Below are 18,574 nucleotides of genomic sequence, written 5' to 3'. Positions count from 1 at the left end.
TAGCCAGTCGGTCAAGGCTCCGCAAGCTGAAACAAGGGGTTACGAGGCCGGCAAGAAGATTGTCGGCCGCAAGCGACACATTGCCGTCGATACCGATGGGCGGCTCTTGATGGTCAACCTCACCACCGCCGACATCTCCGACAGCGCCGGAGCTCAGGCCATTCTCGACGGCATCCGCAAGCGTTGGCCCTGGGTGAAGCATCTGTTCGCCGACGGCGCCTATGACCGGCTGAAGCTCATGGACAAAGCCGCCTATCTCGACTTCGTGGTCGAGATTATCCGTCGATCGGACGACCAGAAAGGGTTCCAGGTCCTCCCCCGCCGCTGGGTTGTCGAGCGTACCTTCGGTTGGATGACCCGGTGGCGGCGGCTCGTGCGCGACTACGAGAAGCGCATCGACGTCTCGCACGCCATGATCCTCGTCGCCATGGGTGGAAACCTTGTCCGACGAAATGCCCATCCCTGAATTTCAAAACGGACTCTAAGCTCTCGTTAACCGCAGTCTGCCATCGTTACCCAACGTCAACCGGGCGGTGACGTGACGGAATTCGCTTCCAGCGATCACGCCGAGGTGTGTCTATGTCACGTGTCGCCCACTTGGCTTTGGCCGCCGCTGCCAACACTGCAGGCTCCTGCCTGCTGCCTCCCCTGCTTCCCACCTGTTGTTCTACCTGGAACAGAATTCAGGACCCTGCGTGTACCAGCGCTCCCACGCCAAGACTCTGCATTCGGGCGAGGCCAGATGAGCCTGAGGACGAGCGTCACCTGGTCTCGCACCACTACAGCAGGGTCAAAGCCGTCCTGTTGGAAGGGCAGCCATGAGACGCCTACGGCATATGCAGGATGTTGAATGAGGAATTGAGTCGTGCCGTTTGAACATATAAGTATTTTTACCGCTGTCATCGTTTCGGCGACAGCGCTTTCCCCGCTGACCGTTTCCGCCGAAAGCTTAACGGGCGCGTTAACAAAGGCTTATCAGCTGAATTCGACGCTGAACTCGGCGCGTGCCGGCGTTCGGGTCACGGACGAGAGCGTGGCCATCGCCAAGTCGGGCTATCGCCCGACAATAACCGGTATATCGAGCATCGATTACATCTCGCAGTCGGGCACCAAACTGACCACCGGGTCTTTCGGCGTGGAAATCCGGCAATCGCTGTTCGACGGATTTCAAACCATGAACAATGTCGCCTCGGCCGAGGCGCGGGTGTACGCTTCAAACGAAAGCTTACGCAACACCGAGCAGAACATCCTGTTCGACGCCGCTGCCACCTATATGGACGTCATTCGCGACCGGCAGATCGCCATATTTACCGAGCGAAATCTCGAATTCCTGACCGAGCAGGCGCGTGCCGCGGGTTTTCGCCTTGAGGCCGGAGAAGGCACCCTCACCGACCTTGCGCAAGCCGATGCGAGCCGCTCGGCCGCAATTGCCCAGGTCGCCGTGGCGCGGGCGCAGGTAACGGTAAGCGAGTCCGTCTATAAACAGGTGATCGGCGAGACGCCGGGCAAGCTGCAGGCCGCCTCCCCGCTAGCCAAACTGCTGCCAGCCAGCCTGGGCAAGGCGTACGCCGTTGCCGAAGGCAATCATCCGGCCATCCTGGCAACGCAACATCTGGTCGATGCGGCTGGCTTTACCGTCAAATCCGCGGAAGGCCAGTTGCTGCCGCAATTATCCGCGCAAGCCGGCGTTTCGCGCAATTACCGCAGCACGGTTGGCACGTCGGATGCCGCGAGCATCGGCGCGACGCTTACGGTGCCGATTTATCAGGGTGGCAGGACATCCGCGCAGGTGCGTCAGTCCAAAGAGTCGCTCGGCCAGGCGCGCATCGAGGTCGACGTCAGCCGAGATCAGGTCCGTGCGGCAGTGGCCGCAGCATGGTCGCAATACCGAGCAGCCAGGGAAACCGCTGCCGCTACACGTGAAGCCGGAACGGCCGCTGAACTCGCCCTCGCCGGCGTCATAGAAGAGCGCGATGTTGGCCAGCGCACGACACTCGACGTACTCGACTCCCAGGCCGACCTCATCGACGCCCTGATCGCTGTCGCCAATGCGGAGCGGGACGTGGTCGTGGCCAGCTATGCTATCCTCTCCGCCATCGGGCATCTTTCGCCCCGGCGGATCGGTCTCAAGGTCGCCGAATACAGGCCTCAAGAGCACTATGACGCCGTCAAGAACGAATGGTATGGAGTGCGGACCCCAGACGGCCGATGAAAGCAGTCACCCGGGTTCGGCCAGCGGCGGTAGCAACGGTCGCGCGTTAAGCGCTTACCGCCGCCCGCGTTGATCGGCAGGGGGAGACGATCTATTTGCTTGGCGAAAGGCGTTTATATTCGACGCCGTCGAAAATCATCGTGCTCGGGTCGGGCGCCGACATTTTTCTCTCTTTGCCATCACTGCACAGGAACATTGGCCATTCAAGGGCGATACACTCCAATTCAGTGAACCAGTTGCCGGCATAATTTCCGAGGAAAACCCGGAATACGTCGTTTCCAATCCTGCGCACTGAATCGCCGTTGGCGCCAACCCAGGTCCACGGCCCCGGTGGGACTTCGTATCGCCTCATGGCCATCACGTAGTCAACCACGACTGCCTGTCTGTCGGCATACAGGGTGACGATATCGGACTTGCCTGAAACGATGCTCGCCAAGTCCGGACCCACCCATTTTGCGGCGAGGCCGCCCTCAGCCTTTGCCGGAACTATCGAACACAACAGGACGGTGGCGATCGATGCCCTTTTCACCCTCTCCTCCCAGCGCCGGAGCGGACATGGTCACAACAGTCGATTCCCGGTCGCGGACCCCTTAGATACGTTTCGTTGGCTGAACCATCCCGAAAAGAAAATGATCGCGGCACCCCGTTCTCTTCCCATAGCTCGGAATGCTTAACAGTCCACTACAAGCCGCAAAAGCGAACCATTGGCCCATAGGTATTAGTCTTATCAGGTGATGTCGCTGTCCTCGCCGGAACTTCAACTAGCGCCAATGAATCCCCTTTGTACCCTGCTGGACCAAGGTGTTTCGCCCGTCTTGGCGTCTATCACCATTTTCCGAACGATGAGATGCTGGGTTCTGTGATAGCGCCGACCGGCGGCCACGGGAGGAGATTTACAATGGCGCGTGATGAGCACAACAAGAAAGAAGACACCGTTGACCGTGGTAACGTGGATGAAATGAAGAAGATTGATTTCACCAAGCACGACGACGAACTCGACGGTGAAGGCGGTCGCAACCTTGACATCAATCTAGACCAAGACTCGCGCTTGGAAAACCGTGACAATATCGGGGTGAAGATTATCGGATCGCGGCCGGTCGAAGTCGAAGTCGATACGGAAATCGACCAAAACGGCGAAATCGACCAGGACGAGGATGTAGACATCGATGCGGGCGGCGGCTCTGGCGGACGCGATGCCAGCGTCAGGACGCAACAAAGACTGGAAGTGGACCAGCGAATCGACGTGGATGTCGAAGTCAGCGAAAGAGATGGAGTTATCTTCATCGAGGTCGGTGTTGACATTGAGGAAGATATTGAGATCGAGAGTGACGCTAACATCAACGTGCGCGATGGTGACCGGAACAGCTTGGATACAGATATCGACCAGGACGACGAAATTGATCAGAACATCGACGTGGACGTGGAAATCCGCGACGGCCTTGACACCAACGTCGATATAGACATCGTTCCGCTCATCCAGTCCGTCGCGAGCGCAGCGATAGCTGCGACGCAAGGAAAAGACGGGGACTTGCTCGACGTTCGCCTCGACGAACTCGCCGCTGCGCTCGGGGATATCCAGGTAGTCGTCGATGTAAGTGACGACCTCGACCTGTGAACTTCACCGTTTTGGGGCATGCATGACAGCCGGGCTTCGTCCCGGCTTTCTTGATGCTTTTTAGCTATGCGCGAGGGCTCACTGGATCTTGGTAGCCTTCGGGATTAGCAGATTGGGTTAACCACCGCCGATTGGAATGAACCCGATCGGACCTATGCGCCCGTTTAGGTCGGATGCCCATTGGTAACTATTCTCTGCGTCGCAAAACGAACATGCTTTGCCCATCGACGCGCTGTCGGAGGATCCGAACGGATCATCCTCGCGGCTGTCGGTCCGCTCCGGCAGCAATTTTCCCGAGAGCGGCGTTCCTCAACAACAGGGAGGGAAATCCCATGAAATCGAACAAACCCAGCTATTTCGATGACAACGACTTCGACATCGACATCGATGCTGATATCGACCAGGACTTCGACCAATATCAGGATCAGGACATAAAGGCCAAGACCAGCCAGGATTCGGGCGTAAAGATTGACAACGACAACAAGAGCAGGGTCGACAACGATACCGACCAGGACGCCAAGACGGACAATGACGCCAAGGCCGACTCCGACAGCGACGCTGATGCCAAGACCCATAACAAGTCCAGGGCCGACTCCGACAGCGATGCCGATGCCAAGACCCACAGCAAGGCCTACGCGGAAGGGGGAGACAAGGGCAAGGCCGAGGCGAAGTCCGACGGCGATTCCGATGCACGGTCCAGATCCAAGGCCGACTCGGACGCTGACGGCGATGCCGATGCGTGGTCCAAGTCACGTGCTGACGCGGACGCTGACGGCGATGCCAAGAACGATAACGACACTGACATCGACGTCGACCAGGCCAACAAGAACGATGTCGACGTCGACCAGGAGCAGGACGTAAAGGTTTACGCCGAGCAGGAACAGTACGGCGAACAAGACGCGAATATTGATATCGACTTCGATTTCGCTTTCGCGTGAGCGTTCTTCCTAAGCAATGGCGCCCGGATTCTATCCGGGCGCCTGCCCGGGGGGCACCGAAACGGCCCAAGTTGTCGAGACTTCGACGTCGCCGTTGGGGCTTCCCATGCAAAGCTGCGACGTCCTCATGGAGACATTGGCCATGGCTCCCCTCCTATTGAATACTCTCGGAAGAAATGGATCGGGACGTGCCGGCAAATTTCTGCACCGTGCACTGGTCCCGGTGCTCAGTATGGTGGGGGAGATGCCGCCGATGTCTGTTGCTTGGGTGAAGGGCCGCGCAAAAAGCGGAATCCAACGCGCTTCCGATTTCTGCAGAGGCCTGCCATTCCCGCCGTTCGCAGGGGGTGACGCTACGGGCTGTTCCGAGAGAGCATACGTCTACAGATTTGCAGTCGACATCGGACGGGACAAGTCGCGTTGTCCGTTCTCCTGGATGCGGGCTGTGGCGACAATGGGGATTGCAGGCGCATCCGGCCTCAGAAATGCTTGGCGTTCTGCGGTTGAAGAGCTTCAAGACGGCGAGAAAAAGCGACCGCCCCTGCGTTTTGCGGCCAACGCCGCTGGCCGAACGGAGGTGGAGCAGGCGTTCAGTCTCTGCAAGGCCTCGCTGGTCATGATTTTCTTTCTCAGCTTCTTTGTGAACCTGCTGGCTTTGACGGTCCCGCTGTATCTCTTGCAGGTCTACGATCATGTCCTTTCAAGCCGCAGCCTCGATACGTTGGTGATGCTGACGTCGATCGTAATCGTGGCGCTGGCCGTCCACTCAACCCTCGAGGCGTTGCGCCGCGCGATGCTCGCGCGGATCGGCGGCTGGCTGGACGATCGCCTCCAGGCGCCGGTGCTTGTCGCGGCGGTGCACTCAGCCTTGCGCAACGACCCGTCTGCGGCGGCACAGGCGTGGCGCGATATAGGCGGCTTCCGTTCGTTCTTCGGCGGCAGCGCATGCACAGCCCTCTTCGACCTGCCCTGGACGCCGATCTTTATTCTCGCAATGTTTCTTGTTCATCCGCTTCTTGGCGTGATCGGCCTTTCGGCGTCGGTTGTGCTGTTCGGGTTGGCGATCGTCAACGAGATGGTGACCCGCAAGCCACTAGCCCGTTCGAGCGCCGCCTGGGTCGTGAGCCAACACCGGTTCGAATCCCTATTGCGCAACGTCGAAGCCATCAGCGCCATGGGAATGTTGCCTGGAGCGGCCCGCCTCCTTCACGATGACCAGTCGGACGCGAAGGAGGCTCAACTAGCCGCAGCAGCGCGTGGTTCTGCCATTCAGGCCTTCGCGCGCTTCATCCGACTTGTCACGCAGGTCATCGTCATGGCTTGCGCCGCCTGGCTTGTGATTTTGCACGACATCAGTCCGGCAGCGATCTTTGCGACATCGATCCTTCTCGGGCGCTCGCTGGGCCCGGTAGAGGGCGCCATTGGCACCTGGAAGGCGGTCAGCAGCGCGCGTCTGGGGTACGCTCGCGTCCACAAGATCCTAGCTGCCGCGCCCCGGCCTCGAAGAGCCATGGAGCTGCCGCGCCCCAATGGTCAACTCTCCGTCGAGCAGGTGACGTTCGTGCCACCCGGGGCGGACAGGCCGACTCTTTGTCGGCTGAGTTTCGCCGTCAATCCGGGCGAAATCCTTGGAGTGGTTGGTCGCTCGGGTGCCGGAAAGTCGACCCTTGGGCGTCTCATCGCCGGTACTCTCAATCCTACAGCAGGCCATGTGCGGCTCGACAGCGCAGACATCGGGATCTGGATGGCCTCCAGCGGTCATCGCTATTTCGGCTATCTTCCCCAGGACATAGAGCTATTCGGCGGCACCGTTAGGGACAACATCGCTCGCTTGCAGGATGCCCAGGCGCATGATGTCATCACTGCCGCTGCGATGGTGGGGTTGCACGAAGCGATCATGCGGCTTCCCCTGGGCTACGAGACCGATGTCGGCGAAGGCGGCATGCGGCTGTCCGGCGGGCAGCGACAGCGGCTCGGCCTGGCACGTGCGCTCTTTGGTCACCCGCGTCTCATCGTCCTCGACGAGCCGAATGCGAGTCTCGATGCCGAAGGCGAAGATGCCCTGCGGCGGGCGATCCAGGAGATGCGTGAACGGGGATCAACAATCATCCTCATCGCCCAGCGCCTTGGTATCATGAACATGTGTGACAAGATTCTAGTGCTTGACGACGGCAGAATGGACGCTTTCGGGAGCCGCCGCGACGTAGCCGGGAAGATCAAGGCCGGGCGCACAAGCATTCCGGTCAGGCATTCGCAGATCATCACTGCGCGGAGGGTTACAAAGCAACTAGCTCACGAGGACGAACAGCCACCGGCAACGACAGCGGGAGGCCTCATCATAGGGGAGGAATCCGAGAGGGTCGTGTCATGAGAGGTTCGAACCGCACCATCGCACACGATCTTGCGGAAATTCTGCCGCCGCCATCAGGAACGCCGTTCCGGCGCCTGCGCCTCCTTGCGGCGAGCGCATTTGCAGTTGTCGGTGTGTTCGTGATCAGCTTCGGCTTGTGGGCGATTTATGCACCACTGGAAAGCGCCGCCATCGCCGCAGGGGCTATCGAGGCAGAGTCGAGGCGCAAGACCATCCAGCACCTGGAGGGCGGGATCATCGGGCGCATCCTCGTCGCCGACGGCGACGAGGTGACCGCCGGGCAAGCACTGATCCGGCTCGACGACACGAGGACTCGCACCACCGTCCAGATGCTTCAAATGCAGCTCTGGGAAGCACAGGCCCTGGAGGCGCGCCTTTTGGCCGAGCGCGAGGGTAGCGAAACCATCATGTTCCCGGAAGCACTTACCTCGGCCGCTCAGAGCGACCCCTCGCTAGCGAAGACAATGGCTGGGCAGGTGAACATCTTCGATACCCGCCGCAGGCTCCAATCATCCCGGATCAGTGTCATTCAGCGGCGCAAAGCGCAGACGAGGCGGGAAATCGCCGCGTTGCGCTTTGAGGTGGAAGCAGCAACGAAACGCGCGGCGATCATCAAGAAGGAACTGGCAACCGTGGCCCCCATGGTAGTCAAGGGACTGCAAACGCGCGGGCGCCTCTTGCACCTGGAGCGCGAACAGGCTGAGTTTGAGGGACGGATTGGTGAAACGCTGGCTCAGGTTTCGCGAGCCGAGCAAGCAATCGGAGAATCGGAAGCGATGATTCTCCAGCTGAAGAGCGACCATTACACAGAAATCGCCCAGATCCTGCGCGACACACAAGCCCTGATTTTCCAACTCCTCGAGCGCATCCAGGCCGCCAACGACGTGCTCGCCCGAACGGTAGTTCGCGCCCCCGAGGCCGGCACCATCACGGATCTGCGCATTCACACCCTCGGAGGGGTTGTTGTCGCTGGCGAGCCACTAATGGATCTCGTTCCCCATCAGGACCGTCTGATAGTGCTGGCTCAAGTCAAACCGGAAGACATCGACCTGGTTCGTCCCGGTCTCGAGGCTCGCGTCCGTCTCCTGTCCTATAAGGACCGCCGGGTGCCCCCAGTGGAGGGCATCCTCACCTATGTCTCCGCCGATCGCTTCCTCGACAAGAAAACGGAGCGAGCCTATTACACCGCCCACGTCCGCATCAACGAGGCGTCCCTGCACGAGTTACCGGAGGTCGAGATCATGCCGGGTATGCCGGCCGAGGTGCTGATCAAAACCGGCCAGTTCACCGTCGCCCAATACGTGCTGCGCCCCTTCCTCGATAGCTTCAACCGTGCCTTTCGAGAGGATTGAGACTGGAACGGCAGATCCGTACGGGAAGGGGCTGACTGTCGTGAATTGTCGCCGGCCGCCACATTCGCGAGGGTTCGCGGGCTAATGCTTTGGAGATGAATGATTAGGCGAATTGCGCCGCCCCTTCGGAAGATGTCTCTGGAAACGGGCGCACATCTACGTTGGGGAACGTGCCTTGAGGCACTGGAGGGGTTTCATGATTGCCGCCGATGATGGTACTCGCGACCTGCTGCCACCGAGCGAAGCCGATCCAACGGAAATCATTGGAACTGAGACGATGTTCGCCGGCAGCTTTGCGCTGGCGATCGGGGCCTCGCTTTCTACCATCCCGTCGGCGGCGATGCTGCCGGCTGCTGATCTGCCGCCACCGGGTGAAGCCGATCCAACGGAAATCATTGGAACTGAGACGATGTCCGCCGACAGCTTATCGCTGGCGCGCGAGGTTCCCCACTCTCCCATCTCGTCCGAGACTATGCTGCCGGCTGCCGATCCGCCGCCGAACGAGCAGGAGGGCTTTCCGCTCGAGCAGGATTCCCACGGACCCGCGTTGGTACTGATCAACGGGCTGGCGGCGTCAATCGATGCGTCCACTGCGTGCGCAGGCGAAGGAGCCGGCGGCCATGACCATCGGGAAGACGGACCGGATAAGCAACCGCTGCCAGAGAGCGAAGAGAACCGCAGTGGCGCGAGCCACTGTCCGACCAGCCCCGACGACATATTTGGCGAGCTCAATGTTGCCCACAGCATTAATGTGACGCAGGTCGCGATTGTCGACCAGGAAGCAAGTGTCATGGTCAGCGGCTATGTGGGTGAGGTTGTCGCGCGCCTTCACATCAACCAAGAACTCATGATGGACCAAGACGTAGATATTTCCTTTGTAGTCGACGGTGATGGACATTTCGCCCTTCTGCTGGATCAAGACATGCGCATAGACCAGGATGTCGAGATTGACCTTGATATCTTCGACGTTGACGGCATCCTCTACGTCGATCTTTTCCTGCACGACTCGATTGAGATCGAACAGGATACGACTGTCGACATACGCATCAGCGACGGATCTCCTTGTGGCACAGTCGAAGTGAACCAGGACCTCGAGTTCGATCAGGACGTCGATATCGACATAGACATCGAAGACGAATTGGAAGAGCGCTATATCGTCAAAGTAACTGTCGAATCGCTCCAGGCGGTCGATGCCGCACAGGACGCTGCTGTAGCCATCAGGTACTTGAATGGTGAAATCGACATGGATGTAGACGCCATGCAAACGGCGGCCGTCGAGCAGCAAACCGTCGTGCAGGCCGATTTCAGCCTTGCGTAGAGATTTGTAGAACTACTATGCCGCAAATCACTGAAACTACTATGCAACCCGCAATTGAAATTAAAAATTGAAAAATTTCAGTTAAATGCAATCATTTTTAACCATATCATCAACTAGATGTAGACTGGTGCTGGTTAAGTCGCTTAGGTGATATTGGGCGGCAAATGAGGGGGAGGGTAATTGACTCTCTCGTTTTCAGTCGAACAGAACGGCTTCCATGACGAACGCTCTTCCATAGTCGTAGTAGACCGTTATCCTCTGCCGCGAAGTTGCCTTGCGCGCATCCTTCGGAACGAATTCCAGGATTTGACCGTCCTGGAGATCGAGACTGTACACCAGTTCGACTCCATAATCGGCAAACACATCAGCCTTGTTGCTCTCAATATAGGGAGCTCTGCCATGACGGATGAATGCGTGCTGCAGAATCTCGCCTATGTTCGTCGTTCACTGGCCGAAGGGCCTCTCATACTTCTTACCAAGCTCGACGAGTCGATGATATCCGATGCAATGATTTCCGAAGTCACCCGCTATGGCGTGAGAGGCTATATCACGGCCTCCGCCTCTGTTGAGATTGCCCTTGCGGCCCTTCGATTGGTAATCGCGGGTGGTGCGTACTTTCCGCGGGCGGTGGTTGTGGATTGTCCGAATTGGGCGCCCGTCTCATCCGAGAACATCATCGCCTTGCAACCAGCTATGCCCATGAGCGACATCGCGCCTGAGATGTGCAGTATCACCAACAAGGCCAATGTCGTATTCACGGAACGCGAACGACAGGTTTTGGCGACGTTGTTGCGTGGCCTGCCGAATAAGCTCATCGCCAGCGAGTTGAACCTGTCGCAGAACACGGTCAAGTCACACATCTCACGAATTATGCAAAAGCTACACGCCAAGAACCGGACCGAGGCGGTTGTTCTATCCCAGTCACGTTGATTCAGCCCAAGTCGGACTTCCAAAACCGCTCCGCAGTTCTCCGCGACGCCTCCACGTCGACCGCGCTGAGACTGGACTGTCGCTGGCCCCTGTTGCTACATAGACGTCCTCTTTCGAGCAAACAGGTTGCCACTTCGCGCTGAAGCGGGTTGTCGAGCCTTGCTGACCTGCGACCCCAATCTCCTCCGGGTTGAGGGAGAGTCTTGGTTTTTGATTTGTGGCCATCGGCGGCCTGTTTTTCCATCGTTGATTTCAGTGCGAACTCGGCAGGCGTCATGTTGCCGAGCCAGGTAGCGCGCGATGCTTTGCTCGATCTGCGGGACACGACGGGCCATCTGGCGTGGGTGAAGGGTATAGTTCCCGTCGCAGTTGTTAACCGCCTTGAACTTGCTCCCAACGACCACGACTGCTCATGGCTCGACGCGGTAGAAGGCTACTTCGCCAAGCTTTCCAAGCGCCGCCTGAAACGCAGCGTCTTCCACTCCGTCGTCGATCTCCAGGCCGCCATCAACCGCTTCCTCGCCGAGCACAACCAGCAGCCAAACCCCTTCCCCTGGACCGCCGATCCCGCCAAGATCATCGCCGCCGTCAAGCGCGGGCACCAAGCGTTAGATTCCATCCACTCTAGCCGGCTTTACGCAAGGCGCTGGACGTTTGGCGGCCTGAAGTGGTGATCTGGTCGGCGTTTCGGTTCGTTTTGACAAGCTGCTTGGGCGCCGGCGGTGATCCGTCGTGGATGGAAAGCGGGGGTTTGCAGGTTGCGGTCGGCGGGTTCGTTTCGGGGCGTTGGCGCCTCATCTGGCTACGTCACGATCCGCGGGAACCGATCAAGCACGATGCGCAGGATGCGCTGGTCCGGGCAGGAGGTCGGCAGGTGCAGGCGGATTTGGTTTTTCATCTCGACCACGCGCGCGGCCATCTTGATAAGGCGCTGCAGTTCGCAGCGTGTCGAATTGGGCAACTGCGAAGCTCGAGCGTTTCGGCATCGCGCGAAAGGCGTGTGCTGAGAAACTGGTGCGGCTGACCACTCCAGAAAATCGAGTGCGCCGGGCGTTGATGTGAACTCTCTCACATCGAGGAACCGCTAGCTCCGATATCCTTCGTTTTCTCGAACCGAGCCATATGGCTTGCTCTTGGTTGAAAGTGCGCCTGTCGACCCAATGGAGGTATTGAACATGAAACGCATTCTTTCGATCGTTCTTTTCACCATGATCTTCGCCAACCCAACACTGGCTCAGAATGGACGGAATACGACGACAGGTGGCGGTCCCGATATAACCGTCCAAAGTAGCAAGGGCACCAGAACAATTAAGGATACGACATCGCATACCACGCTCAGCGATGGCACGGTGGTCTCGACGTCGACCGGCTCCGATGGCCAGCCGAACGGCGGTGCCGGTAGCAGCGGCGGGGGTACGAATGGTGGATCGGGCGGCGACAGCAAAGAGGGCGAATAGAAGCATACTCCATAACGAAATCTCAAACCTTGAATTTACAATCACGATTGTCACGGGCCGCTGGGGCCTGAAGCCCGAGGGGCCTGCATTCGTTCACGACCCTTCGCCATCTCACCCAGCCGCAACGGCATTTGGGTTGTCTCGGCCTTTGCGGGGAACGCTCCACCCTCACGGCCCCTTCTGCGCCATAACCGCCTTTGCAACGGTTCAGACCGTGGCACGAAGGCGGACGTCGCTTTAATCGCAGCGAAAGGCTCTGAACGCCCTGTCGCCAATTTCCTCAACAGGGCGCGCCTTCCGGTGGCGTCCGGCTTCGCTACCGACTAGTGAACAACTTCGCCATCTCCTGTCGGGCCATCGTCAGAAAGCCAGAGTCGGGCGCTCGGCGGCCGCTGTCCGAGACAGTGGCAGGAGGAACGAGGGGCACAAGTCCCTCCCGCCGCGACAAGCTGGCCGCGTCGCCATTGTATATTGCAACATCGAGACAAGTGTAAAACTGGAACGATCGGACAAATTGCAGGAATATCCCGCCACTGGCTTAAACTTGGACATCACCTTTTGGCTATCTCTGAATTTAACTGTGTTTTCGATATAGCTAAAGGGCGAATTCGGCCGGGAAGGAACCCATGCGATCGTCAAATTTTGCTGCCGCGCGCCTGTTTCTGGAGCGTGCCGACGAACTGCTACGAGGCGACGACGATTTGAGCATCAAGGCCCGAGAGGCGCTCCGCTTGCTGATCGCGGCGTGCGAGCAGGGAAGCGCCAGCACCTTGGCGCGCCTCCTTCCGGACAGAATTGATCACGATCGAACGTGATGTGGGCCATCGCTCAGAACCACGAGAATTCGCAAACATCTGCGCAACGCAACGCAAGGGCAAGGGCAAGGGCAAGGGCAAGAAGGAGCGTCGCCGCGAACGGCAGACCAGGCAATCGAGCGGTTCTTTCTAACATGCCGCCTCCTCTCTGCAGAGCCTTTGAGCCTCGCTTCATGTTGCGATCCGCAATGTCGAGTGACCGTTTTCCCACCCGGTTGCGGCGTAGAGCGCTCCTTGCCTGTACAAAATCGAGCCGACGCGTTGACCGGCTTGGCGCCAACACCAGTCATTGCTCCTCCTTCGAGCGAGCGGCTGCTGAAAGGTTGAAACCAGGCATTGCCCTGGCTCCGCAATTACACCAAGCCGGCCTTGCGAAGCCCGTCCACCACCAACTCGAAATCCTCGGGGTTCTTGTAGGGTAGCACTTTGCGACGGTACTCCAGGGAGTAGTCGGGATTGACCTGCAACACTTCCTGCCAAGCCGCGCGGGCCTCGTCGAAACGGCCCAGATGGCCGAAACTGGAAGCCAGAAGCGCGCGAGAGACATCGGTGACGGGATTGCGGGTCAGCCGCTCTTTCAGCAAACCAACTGCCTGCTCGTACCTTCCCAATTGAAACGACGCCAAGGCCTGGAAGTGCAATAGCACATCCGGAAAATATGGGTTCAAGACCTTCGCGCGATCGAAATACTTGAGCGCCTCGTCGGCCCTGGCCGAGTAATACAGTGCCTCGCCGAGGCTGACGTGCCCTTCAGCGAAGTTCGGATTGAGGATTATCGCACGCTGGGCCTCGCTGATGGCCACGTCGTGCCGTCGCGAATACAATTCAACAATGCTCAGCGCCCAGTGCGCCCAAGGATCGCGATCATCCAGCGCTACCGCCCGCCTCGCGAGCTCTTCCGCTTGCTCGCGGGAATTCGGCGGTGACGGGCTCCATCTGTTCAAGTAGTCGAGTCCGTGGGTAAGGGCCAGGAAGGCGTGGGCCGAGGCGAAATTCGGGTCCAGTTCGATGGCCCGTTGCAAAAGGTCCCGGGCGGCGGTGTTCGTCTGCTTGGTGAGCCGGTGCCACAGCTCTCGGCCACGCAAGAAATAGTCATACGCCTCAACGTTGCCGGTTTGCTCGTGTGCCAGCCGCTGCCGGTCGCCCTCCGTCAGGTTGATGGCCAGCGCATCCACGATCTGCTGAGTGACATCGTCCTGCACCGCGAATATGTCGGTCAGGTCGCGATCGAAGCGCTCCGCCCACAGATGGCCGCCCGAGGCTGCATCGATAAGCTGCGCGGTGACCCGTACCCTGTTGCCGGATCTACGGACGCTGCCTTCCAGCACGAAGCGTACGCCGAGATTTCTGCCGACCTCCTGCACGTGGACGTTCTTGTCCTTGAAGGTGAACGATGAATTGCGGGCGATCACGAAGAGCTGCGGCAGTTTTGAGAGGGCCGTGATGATGTCTTCCGAGATTCCATCGGCGAAATACTCCTGCTCGACATCACCGCTCATGTTGGCGAAGGGCAGCACGGCGATCGACAGCTTCGGCGGGGGTACCGTCGCCGGTCGGCTTGTCATGGATTCGGAGTTTGCAGTTGCCTTTGCCTCGGCGGTGCCGACACGCAGCGAATACACCCGGATCGGCTCGGCGATGTTCTTGAGCTGCGTATTGCCGAGATCGCTGACTGAGAGGTCAAGCCTCGCCTTGACTTGCCGATAGGCGTCCTCGGACAGGCAGATGGCTCCGGGGGCAGCGACGCCCTCCAGACGCGAGGCGATGTTGACGCCGTCGCCCATCAGATCGCCGTCGCTTTCCTCGACTACGTCGCCGAGATGAATACCGATCCTGAACTCGATGCGGCGGTCCTGCGGCACGCCGGCATTGCGCTCGACCATGCCGTTCTGCACTTCGAGGGCGCAGCGCACGGCGTCTACCACACTGCGGAACTCGACCAGTGCGCCATCGCCTGTGCGCTTGATCACGCGTCCGTTGTGTACGGCGATGGTCGGATCGATCAGATCGCTGCGCAGTGCCCGTAACCTCGCCAAAGTACGATCTTCATCCGCGCTCGCCAGCCGGCTGTACCCGACCACGTCGGCAGCCAGGATCGCGGCTAGCTTGCGGTTCTCGCTCATCGAGCCATCTCCCTAGTCGCCATAATAACACGAAGACACAGGGAACGAGGAAAGTTCGGTGTTCCCGTGCGCCGGTGGGTGAGTTCCAGGCTCACCATCCATTCACCCGCATGCCCGAAAGCTTACGTACCGATCGGGAGGCGCGCTTGACGGGCTGGATCTACAACTTCGAGGATGACACGGGACGCCGCCGACGCGCATGTCTGGTCAATGACTGCCCTCCCACAATGCACGAACTTCCGCTGCGGGGTCGACTTCTGCCGTCGGAGAAGGACGGCGATCAATGCGGGCTTGCCGTCGGCCAAATGATGATCTCACTCACGTCGACGTCATGGAGCTGGCCGTTGGCATAGGCTATTGCATAGGCGACTGCATCGGACTGAGCGTGATGGCGCGCCAAGCCTTCATGGTCTCCCGCGCGGTAGCCCGCTTCGCCAGTGTCGTGATACGACCGATGCCGCCCTTAAATACTTCGGCGAGAAGGTCGCGAATGAGCCCTTGGCGTTCATCCCCCATGTCGGACCGGATGGGCTATTGCGCGGATTGCTGCGCGACCGCGCAGGCAATCTCCAGCGCGTCCAGAGGTTGGGGCACCAACGCCTTGAGGTCGGTCGTCTCGGCTTCCAGGAATCCGGCTGCCGCCACGGAAAAGATCGACATCAGCATTGGCGGCTGGAAGGGAAGCAGCGGCAAGGTCGACAGCCGCTCGCGTTGCCTCCCAAGGACCGCCGGTTCGTATGAGACGCCGATGCGCGCCGCGAGCTCGGGAACCGAAAATGCGGTGGTGCCGGACAGTTCATAATATCGCCCCGCGTGGGAGGCCGGGTCGGCCAGCACTGCGAGCGCCGCCTCTGCAAGATCGGCACGGGCGACCGCCGAAATCCGGCTTTGCCCGAAGGGAGTCTCGATTCGCCCATCGCGTGGCGCGGCAAGAGCGCCGATGAGTTCCGCATAGAGGCCGTTGCGGAGTATGGTCCAGGCCATACCGCTTCCCCGAATTTCCCGCTCGGTCCAACGATGTGCGAGGGCAAAGGCCAGATGGTCACTGGCATGGCTGAGGCTCGTATAGATGATGCGCTGGACGCCTTGGGCGCGGGCGGCGGCCAGAACGGCACCGTGCCGACGTATGACGACATCGTCCTCGGCATATCCGGCCGAGGTCAGGAACAGGGTTTCGACCCCCGTGAAATCCAGCTTTTCGGGCCTATCGAAATCCATCTGGCGGTCGGCATCGGGTGAACGGCTGGCGGTGAGAACGGCAAGCCCCGTCTGCCTTGCCCGGGTCACGATCTGCGAGGCGAGCTGGCCAGAGGCCCCGGTGATCAGGATCATGAAACTTCCTTTCGTCGATGCTTTCCAGCTAACGTAAGGAAGTTGCAAAACCTGCGTAAGAGGGCACAATTTTGTCGGGAACGTACATGAATGTTCGCACTGCTACCCCACTCGAGCCCTGCGGGCCCTCGAACCACGAGGATTGCGGACTGCGTCTTATCCTCGGCCGTCTGGGCGAACAATGGACCGTAATGACATTGGCCGAGCTCTCTGCCGGTCCGCGCCGTTACCGCGAATTGGAAAGGGCGTTGGAAGGGATTTCACAGCGGATGATGACCCTGACATTGCGGCGGCTGGAACGCGACGGCCACGTCCTTCGCCACGTTGCGCCGACCGTCCCGCCCAGTGTGACCTATGAACTCTCGGACCTCGGCCGCTCCTTCGCCGACCACATAGCTGGGCTGGTGGCCTGGAGCCGCCGGTACAAATGGGAGATCGAGATGGCGCAGGCGGCATACGACACGCATCCGGAAATCTGAGCAACCGTTTTCACCCCCGTTGACGTTCTTTGACCGAAGCAAATAAGCCTGTAGTCAATGGCAGCTCAGGCCATATTCCTACCTGGCTTTTCGGCGCCGCCGCTGCACAGGAACAGGCATTCACGGCCTATGACACCGAAACGCCCTTGGCCGGCGCGTCGCCGGGGACGTTTCGGACGCCATCATCAGCCGGGGCTATCTCGTTGACCATCACGGTCAGCCAGACCGCTCGAAAGGACGGGCGCTGATGTCGGCGCCGTAAACGCCGGGCGCTTGCAGTCTGCTCGGCGGCGCCGTCGCGCAAAGCAGGAGCTGACCACATAGCCTTCTATCGCCAAGGCGGCTTTCGCCTGCGAGGTGGAGGGAAAGCCCGGCACGGTGAGGGTCGGCTTCGGACGTCTGCCCGATGGCGATGGCCGCGACGGGATCGACGCTCTGCTCGACGAAATCGCCAGGGAAGCCGCAGGCCAATAGGCCGCGAAGTGAGATCGGTCACGACATCCAGGCGACGACGAACCTGTTGACCTTTGATGCGGACCGGCCGAACGGAGGCGCTGGCACGGCGTGTTGAAACAGGCCGGCCCCAGCTTTAACGATCCGCGAAAAGGTCAGTATATCATGCCATTACCGAAGAAGGCTGATATTCTGCCTCAGTTCCAGCTGCGCTGGCCGCTCCGGCAGGCTTCCAATGATTTGCTAGCCGCTCGCAGCAAGCCCATTCATCGGGGCGGCGCAACTCACCCTACATATCGACCCGACGAGTGGAGGCCGAGAGGATCGCTCCCTCCACCAGTTCCTTCTCGTTTGTCACGCCTTGTTCGTAGGTGACGATGATTGCCTTGGCGATTGTCTCTGCATCTGCCAATGGGTCGCCATTGATCAGGCATGCGGCATCAAACGCTTGACACAAAAAGGCCAGCTCGTCCGCACCCAGTATTCTGTGGTTCGATATTCCATGTGTTATGAGCATGCCCGGCCTCCTCGGTAAGCCATCTCTTGGTCTGATCAGCTTCACAGCCGAAAACGGTCGGTCCTGCTCAAGGACAATGAATAGTAACACGATTGGCTTTGGCGAGCTATCGGCAATTGCTTCAACTTTCGTACTGGACTATTCGCGGGCCGCCATATGCAGACGCCGCGCGGATGCTTGAGGATCCGACGGCAAGCTCAGGACGCTGCGGCGATGCTGGCAAGGGCGCCGGCGCCTGCGCCAAAGACGACTCCGATCCCGATGCCGAATGGCAGATCGTCCAGCGTCCAGGCGCCAAATCCTGCGCCCAGCACGGCTCCGATGGCAATTCCAATGCCAGTCACCAAGACGAACCTTGCTAAGCTGAGTTCCATCTCATCCCCTCCACCGACTGACTGTGTAACGCATAAGCGCAAAGCCACCGGCTGCAGGGGCAGCGGCGTAGCTTGAAATCACTGGCCAGCGTGAGGGGCGTGCGACCGACCTGCGTCGCTATCCCGATACCGTTAGACGGCCAGGGTCGAAGGATAGCCGCTCAAGTCAACGGTCATCAACCCACTATTTCTGCCTGGGTGAAAGAAGCGGTTGAAGGGCTGTCGCGGCGCATTGTGTGACGGTTGCAACTGACTTCATGGCTGTGCCGCTCCCGCCTCGGCGCCTTG

Annotated in this window: 16 protein-coding genes and 3 pseudogenes; 11 read left to right on the top strand and 8 right to left on the bottom strand. The window is 59.6% G+C overall.

Annotated elements, in window-relative coordinates:
• Together MAXJ12_RS26260 and MAXJ12_RS26255 are read left to right on the top strand one after the other, a co-directional pair.
• Positions 1-466, top strand: a 466-nt coding sequence (locus MAXJ12_RS26260) for an IS5 family transposase (protein ID WP_008839123.1), incomplete at its 5' end; no start/stop codon positions are given.
• A gap of 399 nt (positions 467-865) precedes the next feature.
• Positions 866-2,212 (top strand): TolC family outer membrane protein, encoded by a 1,347-nt coding sequence (locus MAXJ12_RS26255; RefSeq protein WP_008839122.1) that lies wholly within the window; start codon positions 866-868, stop codon positions 2,210-2,212.
• Between the two features lie 91 nt (positions 2,213-2,303).
• On the opposite strand, the gene MAXJ12_RS34635 is transcribed toward MAXJ12_RS26255, so the two are convergent.
• Positions 2,304-2,741 carry a hypothetical protein gene (locus tag MAXJ12_RS34635; RefSeq protein ID WP_008839121.1) on the bottom strand — a complete coding sequence of 146 codons (438 nt, stop codon included), beginning with the start codon at positions 2,739-2,741 and terminating at the stop codon, positions 2,304-2,306.
• Positions 2,742-3,110: 369 nt separating this feature from the next.
• Here MAXJ12_RS34635 and MAXJ12_RS26245 point away from each other — a divergent pair, with 369 nt between their 5' ends.
• The 5 genes from MAXJ12_RS26245 (at position 3,111) to MAXJ12_RS26225 (ending at position 9,806) form a co-directional block, all read left to right on the top strand.
• Positions 3,111-3,827 (top strand): hypothetical protein, encoded by a 717-nt coding sequence (locus tag MAXJ12_RS26245; protein ID WP_008839120.1) that lies wholly within the window; start codon positions 3,111-3,113, stop codon positions 3,825-3,827.
• Positions 3,828-4,159: 332 nt separating this feature from the next.
• Complete coding sequence (locus MAXJ12_RS26240) at positions 4,160-4,765, top strand: hypothetical protein (RefSeq protein ID WP_008839119.1); 606 nt, start codon at positions 4,160-4,162, stop codon at positions 4,763-4,765.
• A 454-nt stretch (positions 4,766-5,219) separates the two neighbouring features.
• Positions 5,220-7,136, top strand: coding sequence for a type I secretion system permease/ATPase (locus tag MAXJ12_RS26235; protein WP_008839118.1), 1,917 nt, complete (start codon positions 5,220-5,222; stop codon positions 7,134-7,136).
• On the top strand, positions 7,133-8,488 hold the full coding sequence (locus MAXJ12_RS26230) for an HlyD family type I secretion periplasmic adaptor subunit (RefSeq protein ID WP_008839117.1): 1,356 nt from the start codon (positions 7,133-7,135) through the stop codon (positions 8,486-8,488). The genes MAXJ12_RS26235 and MAXJ12_RS26230 overlap by 4 nt, the downstream gene beginning before the upstream one ends.
• A gap of 196 nt (positions 8,489-8,684) precedes the next feature.
• Positions 8,685-9,806 carry a hypothetical protein gene (locus MAXJ12_RS26225; protein WP_008839116.1) on the top strand — a complete coding sequence of 374 codons (1,122 nt, stop codon included), beginning with the start codon at positions 8,685-8,687 and terminating at the stop codon, positions 9,804-9,806.
• Between the two features lie 195 nt (positions 9,807-10,001).
• On the opposite strand, the gene MAXJ12_RS37830 is transcribed toward MAXJ12_RS26225, so the two are convergent.
• Positions 10,002-10,142: a hypothetical protein gene (locus MAXJ12_RS37830; RefSeq protein ID WP_157999667.1), complete on the bottom strand. Its 141-nt coding sequence runs from the start codon at positions 10,140-10,142 to the stop codon at positions 10,002-10,004.
• A gap of 63 nt (positions 10,143-10,205) precedes the next feature.
• Here MAXJ12_RS37830 and MAXJ12_RS26220 point away from each other — a divergent pair, with 63 nt between their 5' ends.
• Positions 10,206-10,736, top strand: a complete 531-nt coding sequence (locus tag MAXJ12_RS26220) for a helix-turn-helix transcriptional regulator (RefSeq protein WP_008839114.1) — start codon at positions 10,206-10,208, stop codon at positions 10,734-10,736.
• Positions 10,737-11,143: 407 nt separating this feature from the next.
• Positions 11,144-11,410: pseudogene (locus tag MAXJ12_RS35800) on the top strand (hypothetical protein); the annotation flags it as partial.
• Between the two features lie 133 nt (positions 11,411-11,543).
• On the opposite strand, the pseudogene MAXJ12_RS26210 reads toward MAXJ12_RS35800, so the two are convergent.
• Positions 11,544-11,725, bottom strand: a pseudogene (locus MAXJ12_RS26210) (IS1380 family transposase); the annotation flags it as partial.
• Between the two features lie 186 nt (positions 11,726-11,911).
• On the opposite strand from MAXJ12_RS26210, the gene MAXJ12_RS26205 reads away from it, so the two are divergent.
• The gene (locus MAXJ12_RS26205) at positions 11,912-12,193 is read left to right on the top strand and encodes a hypothetical protein (RefSeq protein ID WP_008839111.1); all 282 of its coding nucleotides are present in this window, start codon (positions 11,912-11,914) and stop codon (positions 12,191-12,193) included.
• Positions 12,194-13,361: 1,168 nt separating this feature from the next.
• On the opposite strand, the gene MAXJ12_RS26195 is transcribed toward MAXJ12_RS26205, so the two are convergent.
• The 3 genes and pseudogenes from MAXJ12_RS26195 to MAXJ12_RS26190 form a co-directional block, all read right to left on the bottom strand.
• Complete coding sequence (locus MAXJ12_RS26195; protein ID WP_008839109.1) at positions 13,362-15,131, bottom strand: adenylate/guanylate cyclase domain-containing protein; 1,770 nt, start codon at positions 15,129-15,131, stop codon at positions 13,362-13,364.
• A gap of 280 nt (positions 15,132-15,411) precedes the next feature.
• Positions 15,412-15,554, bottom strand: a pseudogene (locus tag MAXJ12_RS39220) (oxidoreductase); the annotation flags it as partial.
• A 108-nt stretch (positions 15,555-15,662) separates the two neighbouring features.
• Positions 15,663-16,463 carry an NAD(P)H-binding protein gene (locus tag MAXJ12_RS26190; RefSeq protein WP_008839107.1) on the bottom strand — a complete coding sequence of 267 codons (801 nt, stop codon included), beginning with the start codon at positions 16,461-16,463 and terminating at the stop codon, positions 15,663-15,665.
• Between the two features lie 86 nt (positions 16,464-16,549).
• Here MAXJ12_RS26190 and MAXJ12_RS26185 point away from each other — a divergent pair, with 86 nt between their 5' ends.
• A complete protein-coding gene (locus MAXJ12_RS26185) occupies positions 16,550-16,942 on the top strand; it encodes a winged helix-turn-helix transcriptional regulator (protein ID WP_040588155.1) in 393 nt (130 codons plus the stop codon).
• A gap of 742 nt (positions 16,943-17,684) precedes the next feature.
• On the opposite strand, the gene MAXJ12_RS26180 is transcribed toward MAXJ12_RS26185, so the two are convergent.
• Both MAXJ12_RS26180 and MAXJ12_RS38310 read right to left on the bottom strand, forming a co-directional pair.
• The gene (locus MAXJ12_RS26180; RefSeq protein WP_008839104.1) at positions 17,685-17,912 is read right to left on the bottom strand and encodes a hypothetical protein; all 228 of its coding nucleotides are present in this window, start codon (positions 17,910-17,912) and stop codon (positions 17,685-17,687) included.
• Positions 17,913-18,109: 197 nt separating this feature from the next.
• Complete coding sequence (locus tag MAXJ12_RS38310; protein WP_008839103.1) at positions 18,110-18,286, bottom strand: hypothetical protein; 177 nt, start codon at positions 18,284-18,286, stop codon at positions 18,110-18,112.
• Positions 18,287-18,574: the final 288 nt, after the last annotated feature.

The sequence above is a fragment of the Mesorhizobium alhagi CCNWXJ12-2 genome, assembly GCF_000236565.1.
Taxonomy (GTDB): Bacteria; Pseudomonadota; Alphaproteobacteria; order Rhizobiales; family Rhizobiaceae; genus Allomesorhizobium; species Allomesorhizobium alhagi.
Note: the sequence above shows the minus strand (reverse complement) of the source record. Positions and strands in the feature narration are given on the sequence as shown.

Coding starts and splice junctions, on each gene's coding strand:
- MAXJ12_RS26190 (WP_008839107.1), bottom strand. CDS start 16,463: ATGATCCTGATCACCGGGGCCTCTGGCCAGCTCGCCTCGCAGATCGTG.
- MAXJ12_RS26235 (WP_008839118.1), top strand. CDS start 5,220: ATGGGGATTGCAGGCGCATCCGGCCTCAGAAATGCTTGGCGTTCTGCG.
- MAXJ12_RS26245 (WP_008839120.1), top strand. CDS start 3,111: ATGGCGCGTGATGAGCACAACAAGAAAGAAGACACCGTTGACCGTGGT.
- MAXJ12_RS26220 (WP_008839114.1), top strand. CDS start 10,206: ATGACGGATGAATGCGTGCTGCAGAATCTCGCCTATGTTCGTCGTTCA.
- MAXJ12_RS38310 (WP_008839103.1), bottom strand. CDS start 18,286: ATGGAACTCAGCTTAGCAAGGTTCGTCTTGGTGACTGGCATTGGAATT.
- MAXJ12_RS26195 (WP_008839109.1), bottom strand. CDS start 15,131: ATGAGCGAGAACCGCAAGCTAGCCGCGATCCTGGCTGCCGACGTGGTC.
- MAXJ12_RS26230 (WP_008839117.1), top strand. CDS start 7,133: ATGAGAGGTTCGAACCGCACCATCGCACACGATCTTGCGGAAATTCTG.
- MAXJ12_RS26205 (WP_008839111.1), top strand. CDS start 11,912: ATGAAACGCATTCTTTCGATCGTTCTTTTCACCATGATCTTCGCCAAC.
- MAXJ12_RS26240 (WP_008839119.1), top strand. CDS start 4,160: ATGAAATCGAACAAACCCAGCTATTTCGATGACAACGACTTCGACATC.
- MAXJ12_RS26180 (WP_008839104.1), bottom strand. CDS start 17,912: ATGCTCATAACACATGGAATATCGAACCACAGAATACTGGGTGCGGAC.
- MAXJ12_RS26225 (WP_008839116.1), top strand. CDS start 8,685: ATGATTGCCGCCGATGATGGTACTCGCGACCTGCTGCCACCGAGCGAA.
- MAXJ12_RS26185 (WP_040588155.1), top strand. CDS start 16,550: ATGAATGTTCGCACTGCTACCCCACTCGAGCCCTGCGGGCCCTCGAAC.